Origin of the sequence: Anaerobacterium chartisolvens (assembly GCF_003337415.1) — a bacterium.
GTDB lineage: Bacteria > Bacillota > Clostridia > Acetivibrionales > DSM-27016 > Anaerobacterium > Anaerobacterium chartisolvens.
Genome location: NZ_QPJT01000054.1, coordinates 1 through 7,631 on the forward strand (window position 1 = coordinate 1; position 7,631 = coordinate 7,631).

The 7,631-nt window shown below is 40.6% G+C and carries 7 protein-coding genes; 3 read left to right on the forward strand and 4 right to left on the reverse strand.

The features are described from left to right. Positions 1-853 precede the first annotated feature (853 nt). Genes DFR58_RS21270 through DFR58_RS21285 form a run of 4 tightly spaced genes read right to left on the reverse strand, consistent with a single transcriptional unit; the run spans position 854 to position 3,777 of the window. Entirely contained in the window at positions 854-1,357 is a 504-nt protein-coding gene (locus DFR58_RS21270; protein ID WP_114300441.1) for a GNAT family N-acetyltransferase, read from the reverse strand. Positions 1,358-1,375: 18 nt separating this feature from the next. Next, on the reverse strand, positions 1,376-2,710 hold the full coding sequence (locus DFR58_RS21275) for an MATE family efflux transporter (RefSeq protein ID WP_207659315.1): 1,335 nt from the start codon (positions 2,708-2,710) through the stop codon (positions 1,376-1,378). Then, positions 2,707-3,327, reverse strand: a complete 621-nt coding sequence (locus DFR58_RS21280; protein WP_114300443.1) for a cytidylate kinase-like family protein — start codon at positions 3,325-3,327, stop codon at positions 2,707-2,709. Before DFR58_RS21280 ends, DFR58_RS21275 begins: the two co-directional genes overlap by 4 nt. Positions 3,328-3,339: 12 nt before the next feature. Beyond that, positions 3,340-3,777, reverse strand: coding sequence for a MarR family winged helix-turn-helix transcriptional regulator (locus DFR58_RS21285; RefSeq protein WP_114300445.1), 438 nt, complete (start codon positions 3,775-3,777; stop codon positions 3,340-3,342). A gap of 136 nt (positions 3,778-3,913) precedes the next feature. Here DFR58_RS21285 and DFR58_RS21290 point away from each other — a divergent pair, with 136 nt between their 5' ends. The 3 genes from DFR58_RS21290 to DFR58_RS21300 all read left to right on the forward strand — a co-directional run bounded on the left by DFR58_RS21290 (position 3,914) and on the right by DFR58_RS21300 (position 7,265). After that, positions 3,914-4,738, forward strand: coding sequence for a transposase (locus DFR58_RS21290; protein ID WP_114300447.1), 825 nt, complete (start codon positions 3,914-3,916; stop codon positions 4,736-4,738). 629 nt (positions 4,739-5,367) lie between these two features. Further along, positions 5,368-6,219, forward strand: a complete 852-nt coding sequence (locus DFR58_RS21295; RefSeq protein WP_114300449.1) for a DUF3825 domain-containing protein — start codon at positions 5,368-5,370, stop codon at positions 6,217-6,219. Between the two features lie 221 nt (positions 6,220-6,440). Next, positions 6,441-7,265 carry a hypothetical protein gene (locus DFR58_RS21300; RefSeq protein WP_114300451.1) on the forward strand — a complete coding sequence of 275 codons (825 nt, stop codon included), beginning with the start codon at positions 6,441-6,443 and terminating at the stop codon, positions 7,263-7,265. Positions 7,266-7,631 lie beyond the last annotated feature (366 nt).

Sequence of the window (7,631 nt, forward strand, 5' to 3'; positions counted from 1 at the left end):
GGCAATCCTGAGGCGGCACTTGAGCTGGAGGACATGATACTGGATGTGGAGGACAAATGCTACAGCAGCGGATACAAGTCCTCCGTCACAGACCGGATGGCGGCAGCAAGCCTCATACGCCTCGGGCTCATGAAGCACGGCTGCATGGAAAAATAAGGCTTGCAAGGGAGGTCAGGAGGGTCATAAATTCATCCCATAGCGTGGCGACTGCACGGATGCAGGAGCAGTCCCCATTGCGCACGGATACGCATTGGGGGCTGCTAGCGGCGGAAGCCTTCATGGCGTCTGAATGATGACTTTTCCGCCAGTTTTGGTCATTCAAAAGCGGCAAGGGACGGCAGAGACACAAAAGGAAACAGGGACATTTCTCTGTCCGTTTTTTGAGAAGTGTCCCCGGTTTTTATGGTGACTAAAAAAAGATATGGAACCGTACAGTTGACAGCAATTGGACAAGTTAACGCCATAAAAGTGCGAAGCCGTCACATTATTATTAAAGAATTTCTTATAAGAATACTGGGAGTTGATTATTATGCTTCCAAAAAAGATGCCTGACAGATGGAGCATGTTGTCGGCAGGCAGACCATAGAAGAATTGGAAGCTTTTTTAATAAATAATAAGCTTTGATTCAATGCCGGTTTCAAAAAACGGAGATTATCTAGCAGCAACGCCACATGCTATATCGGGCCTGCCCAGCCTTTTTGCTGCCTTAACATGTGAGCGTATTACCCGTTTTTTTGAGAAGTGGCCCCGCTTTTGAAGGAGTTGGGTAAGCTTTTTGGGGCATAAGCGAATCAAGGGTGAGCAGAATCTTGAGCAAAAAATAGCGCAAGTCAAGAACCGCCCCTGCTTGTCTTTACATTTTCTTTTCAAAACGGAAGAAATAATCTCCGCCTACCATATCTTCAGGTGTATTGGGGTCTTTGTGTTGGGGATTAAAGAATTCTACTATGTGAAAGCCGCAGCGATTCACATAAAAATGAACATTTCGCTTTTCAAAATATGGGGTAATGGTTTCCCAAACCTTTGTGTCAGGGTGCAGCTTTTCAACCTCTTTCCAAGTAGCCTGTCCCACACCACGACTCTGTGTTCCATATTTTACATAGAGAAAATCAAGATGATTGTGTTGTGTTTCTTCGTCAATTACAACGATAGCCCCACCGACCATTTCACCATCCACAACCGCTTTGTAAGCAAATGCCCCTTTTTTTGATAATGCAAGGTCAATTTCCTTTTCAGGAAGTATCTCTGTGTCCAAATCAGAAAATTCCGCTGCTGCTCCTTTTTGGAAAGCCTCTTGCATATCCTTTTTGTAATTTGGTAAATCTTCTTGACTGACAGGTAATAACTTAAAATTCATATATGACGCTCCTTTTGCTTAATAATGATAATTTTTTCGCTTTACGATAAGGAATACTGCTGTAAACACAACCGCCACCACTTGAGCCACAACAATGGAAATCCAAATACCATCAATTCCCCAAATTATTGGGAGAAGCAAAACGGCGCTGACTTGGAACACCAATGTACGCAAGAAGGAAATCAAAGCGGATGTTAGTCCATCGTTCAGAGCAGTAAAGAAGCCTGAACCGAAAATGACAAAACCCATAAAGGGAAATGCAATGGCGAAAATACGGAACCCGGAAACAGTCAGATCCACCAGTTCCTTGTCGTAGCCCACAAATATTTGTGCCAACGGAACAGCAAGCAGCTGTGCGGCAGTTACCATAACGATTCCACTGACACCAAGTAGACGAAGGCTCTTTTTCAAAAGCCCCTTGAGTTCGTCGTGATTTCTTGCGCCATCGTGATAAGCGATTACAGGGGATGCTCCGATAGAGTAGCCTATAAAGGTAGCCGAGAAAATCATGCTGACATACATCATGACACCGTAGGCTGCCACGCCGTTTTCTCCGGCGAACTTCAGAAGCTGTATGTTATAGAGCATTCCCACAATACTCATGGAAACATTGCTCATAAATTCCGAAGATCCGTTGGTACAAGCCTTGAAAATAGCCTTGCCATCAAAGCTGGTTTTGCCAAGGCGAAGAATACTGCTGTTTTTTCGATAAAAATAGACAAGAGGAATAACACCACCTATAAATTGGCTGAAAGCTGTGGCAATAGCTGCTCCTGCCAGCTTATATTCCAGCGGCAGGAGAATCACCAAAACCGCATCCAAAACCATATTGGTAACACCGGCTGCACACGTCACCAAAAGGCCGAGCCGAGGCTTTTCCGCTGCTACAAAAAAGCTCTGAAACAGAAGCTGCAACACAAAAAACGGTAATGTCATAAGAATGATTCGTCCGTAAACAATGCAATGCCCAAGAAGCTCGCCTTTTGCGCCAAGCAGTGTAGCAATGGGACGAATAAATACAAATCCTAATATAGCGAATAGGACGCTAAGAACAAAAGCCACATACACAAACAGGGAAAAATATCTGTTTGCCTTCTCTTTGTCACCAGCCCCAAAGGTGTTGGCAACAATGGCGGTTCCTCCGGTGCCAAACATGATGCCAACGGTTGCCACGATCATCAAAAAGGGAATGATCAGATTGACTGCGGAAAATGCCACCTTGCCTGTAAAATTAGAAATAAAGAAACCGTCCACCACGCTGTAAATGGATGTAAAAATCATCATAGCAATGGACGGAAGTGTAAATTTTATTAGTTTACCGTAGGTAAAACGATCTGAAAGCTGTATCGTCATGATTTCCTCCCAAACCAACTGTTTGCAAAGGCTGCAACAGCCGGTGCCAAATCCTTAATATCCCAATCGCTTGTATTGATTGTTAAGTGGTACGCATCACGCTGTCCCCAATCGGAGCCTGAAAGGATGTCCCTTGTCTGAGAGCGAATCTTATCGATCTCTTTCATCTTCTGAACGAGATCTTTTTCTGTAAGTTGTTTGCTCTCTGAAGCACGTTCCGTACAACGCTTTATCTTTGCCTCCACAGCGGCATAGACAAAAATGTTAAATGGATTGTATTTCTTTAAGATTACATCGGCATTTCTTCCTACAATGATGCAATTCTTGCCCAAGGTGGCAATTTCCTCAATCACTCTTTTTTGCTCAAGCAGAAGAGCTACCTTGCTTGATTGCATATATGTCGCAGAACCGATAGTACTTCGAAAAGTAATAGGGAAATTATGCCAACCGTGATTGTTTAGCTTGTCTTCTACATAATTTGGATCAAGCCCGCTTTTTTTAGCAACGGCAGCAATAATCTCACTGTCGTAATAATCAAAGTTCATAATATTCGCAAGACGCTTTCCGAGTTCACGCCCTCCGGATCCGAATTCACGGCTGATAGTAATAATTTTCATAATTTCTCTCCTTTATAAAGCACCAATTTGCTTACGAAAACAATCCGCATATTTTTCCATCAGACGGATGTATGTATTGATTTCTTCTGTTGACCAGGATTCAAAAGCCTGTACTTCCGCTTCGTAGAGCTTCGCCACAGTATTATTCACATATTCCTTACCCTTTTCTGTTAGGACAATTTTTTTTGCTCTGCCTGAGTACTGTTCCAGATATAGAATGCCATCAGTCTCTAAACCTCGAATAGCCGAGTTTACCGTCTGCTTACTGATTCCCGATTTCTTATAAATATCGCTGAGCAAGCAAATTTCGCCTGTGTCGTAGATAGTATACAAGACAATAGAAACGCTATCTGTAATGCCCAGCTTTAAGGATGCTTGATGATACAGTGCTTCCATTTCAGAAGTCAAATAATTGATTCGATGGATTTCGTCAAATCTCTTTTGATTCATTACTACACCTCCAAGTATGATTTCGTACCTTTATTATAGTACGAAATCATACTTTCGTCAATAGCAAGTGGGGACGGTTCTTGACTTGCTTTGTTTGTCATGATAAAATGGACAAAATGAAACGGAGGTGACATAAATGCCAAGACAGGCAAGAGTAAAAGGGGAATTTTCAACTTACCATGTTATTCATCGAGGAAATGAGAGAAAGAATATATTCCTGTGCGATAGTGATAAATTGAGATTTTTAGAAACGCTTGAGCGAATGAAAAGCAAATATGGCTTTCTGGTGCATGCTTATTGTATAATGGATAATCATGTACATTTGCTTATCAACGACAATGGAAACGATATATCGCAGATTATTAAAAGCATCAACATAAGTTATGCCTACTATTTCAATCATACGTACAAAAGGTGCGGCCATTTATTCCAAGACCGATTCAAGAGCGAACGGGTTGATGATGATAATTATCTCTTGGAAGTAAGCAGGTATATCCACAATAACCCTGTTAAGGCTGGAATGGCTAGTGATCCGTCTGAATACAAATGGAGCAGCTGCGGAGTTTTTACAGGCTCGGTAAAGGATAGTAAAGGTTTGGTAGATAAGGGCAGGATACTTGATTTTGTTTCTAATAATCGAAGTGTAGCAGTAAGAAGCTACATTGAATATGTTACAAAAGAAGAGGACTCGGGTATAAAGGTCATGGATATAGAAGAGGAAAGCAAAGATGGAGAAGAAAACAACGACTCAGTATTTACTCTAAGTCAAGCTAAAAAGAGATTGGAGGATATTTTATCCAGAGAAGGATTTGCGTATGAGGAGATGCTATCGCAAATTAAACTAAGGGATGAACTTATGAAGGAGATGAGGAGAGGCTCGTCTCTAACGTTGAAGGAGCTGGGTAAGCTTTTTGGGGGCATAAGCGAATCAAGGGTGAGCAGAATCTTGAGCAAGAAATAGCGCAAGTCAAGAACCGTCCCTGCTTGTTCCTAGACACTATGAGAAGTGTCCCCGCCTTCCTGGTGTACCTCATTGTGGCTTTTCTTGGGCTTGAAAGCCTGTCAAGTTCCATAAAAGTAGCGGAGGAATCTTGGGGACGGATTCGTCCGCTTCCGTAGCGGAGCGAAGGACCGGAGGGAAAGCGGAGGAACCGTACCCCATGATGCCGGAGCGGCGGCAGGCCGTAGCCTTTGGGCGGGTTTTCGCTTATTTTCTACTGTCGCCTTTTTTGCTGTATTCCTTATAAGCGGGCTATGTGAGCGGCCTCACGGGGTCCTGTCGGGGAACAGCTCTTGCCCATGTTCCTTAGGCACCCCTCCACCGCGTCCTCAAGCGCCGGACGGCTGCCTCCGCTATCGCTCCCAATTCGCATCCTGCTCAATGCGGGCTGGAGCGGCGTCCGTGCCGCTCCCATGCTACGGGTGGAATTGATAAGGGCTGGGGAGGCGTGGGGTGCAGGGTAATAACTGGGATTCGGAGTTGACATTTGTTTGAAGAAATATAATAATGAAAGTATAGTAGAAATGTTGGTGTATTAAATATAATGTCTAGGAATCTATTATATTTATGGTTGGAGAGAGGAATATAAAATGAAGATTTATAAAGGCTTATTCAAAAGATATAAGGATCAACCTAATAATGAAGTATTTGCGTCATTCTTATTTAATTCGAAGAATGGAGAGAATTGGGAAACGCCTTTTGAAGCAATTGCTAACGGCACCATATGTAAAAAGGAAGATTGGAATTTTGCAACAGAAAAATTTAAAAAAGAGTATTCTAATCAAAAATACCCTATATTAACTAATTTTCTAAATTATACTTTTTTAAGAGCTCAGGAGCTAAATTTAATTTCTTATTCTTTCGATGGGGATAAATCTTGTTTTAACACTGGACTTCAGACGTATGAGGAGAAAGATATATTTGCAACATTCTACAAAAATAAGAAATCTAATGAATATGATAGTCCCGATTGGACTTTTTACACTTTTGCAGAATCATATTCAGGGAAATTAAAACCATTTGAACCTTGTCCAGACATAGCTACATATATTGATGATCCAAGCGATTTAGTATTTGATTTTAATTTGGGAGATATTGACGTAAATTACAAACACATTATAGAGCAAAATAAAGAGAGGTTGCCAGAAGCTTTGAAAAGCAACGATCGCTTAGCGCTAGTGGCTCTTAAAGGTTCAATTGAATCACTAAAAGATAGGATTAGGCGTAATTATAAAATTGCTATTCCACATTGGTATGAAGGGAAGATACAACTTTTATTACCACTTAATTTGTTGAGTGATAACAACGCAGATCTCGCTTTGGTTGTGGACAAGGATAAAGAAAGGAAAAAGTATTTTGCCAGAACTGTTTTAACAATGGATATGGCATATATAGATGCAAGGCTAATTACTAGGCCTGATAGAGATTGGCTAAACCCATAGAATTCTTTTAGATGCTCTGTTCATTGAACAAATGGTATCTAAAGAAACGGGGACATTCCTCAAAAAGTGGAGATTACGGAAAAGCAACACCACATGCTATATCAGGCTTGCCCAGCCTTTTTGTTGCCTTAACATGTGAGCGTATTGCCTGTTTTTTTGAGAAGTGTCCCCGTTTTCATATAAAGCAGATACATCTCTATTTTTTTATAGGAGGAAATACTATGAACCTCGTTGATGAAAAGGAATATGTTTTTTCGTTGCATGAGTTTAGGATGATATTTGAATATAACAACGAAAATTTATCTAATAAAGATTTTATCAAAAAGCAAAAGAAGTTATTAAAATTATCTGGTATCGGTCAGAGCTTGAGTAATAAAAAGGCTAGTGAAATACGTATTAAATGCAAATACTTGGGCGAAGAAGGATGGGTTATTTCTCCATATTGGCGTCCTCGTGAAAATGAAAAATGGTATGATACATGGTTTGGGTTGGTATTTAATAATCAGTCTGAAAAAATAAATGACTACTTCTTAGAAAATGACTATTTGTTACTTAAAAGAATAAATGAACGTACACGCTATGGAGTTAATAGGCCTGATTGGTTTTATGAAGCAGAAATTCTTTTTGAAAAGCATTATTATACTTCTTGTGCAATGTTATTAACAGCAGTCTTGGAAGAAAGTATACGAAAAAGCCCTATTGGGGGATGGTTCTATAAAGTTACAAATTTTTTCGATAAAGCTGTTCATAATAAAATAGAGGATTATTATAATAAAAATCTTGAACCTTTAAATAGGTATATCGAAACAGTTATCTTACTGCCAGCTATTGATGGATTTATAAATAATTATTTTGACAGTGGATATCATTTTGGTAAAGACAAAGGGAATAGAGACAAGGAAGAACCATATTTTTTAGAACGAAATTGGCTTATGCATGGATTAACCAAAAGAAAAGTTGTCGAGGCTGATTGTGTTAAGCTATTTAATGTAATTTGTAGCCTTGACTATATTTTACAGACACTATTTAAAGAAGAGTCTTCATAATATGATTCGATACAACTACCCCACACAAAAAATTTCCCACTTTTGATAAAAACCTCTTGTTCTTCCATCCCAAAACCTATATAATTACCAGTAGGAAAACAAAATAGTGCAGCATCCCGCAGAGCTGCGAACCTCTACGGGCTTGCGCAGGTGATTAGGCACCCGACACAACGGCCATAAGGCCGTGCCACACATACATTATTATAAGCGCTTTCCCGCCTCATGGCAAGAGGGGAGGAGCGTACATTTATTGTATGGTTGTGGTTGTGATGCGCACTCCGATTATGAATTATTCGGTGTCGTGTATGGGATGAACCCTGCACGACGCTTTTTTGTTTTCCTTGAAGCATGGCGCATGGAGGGACG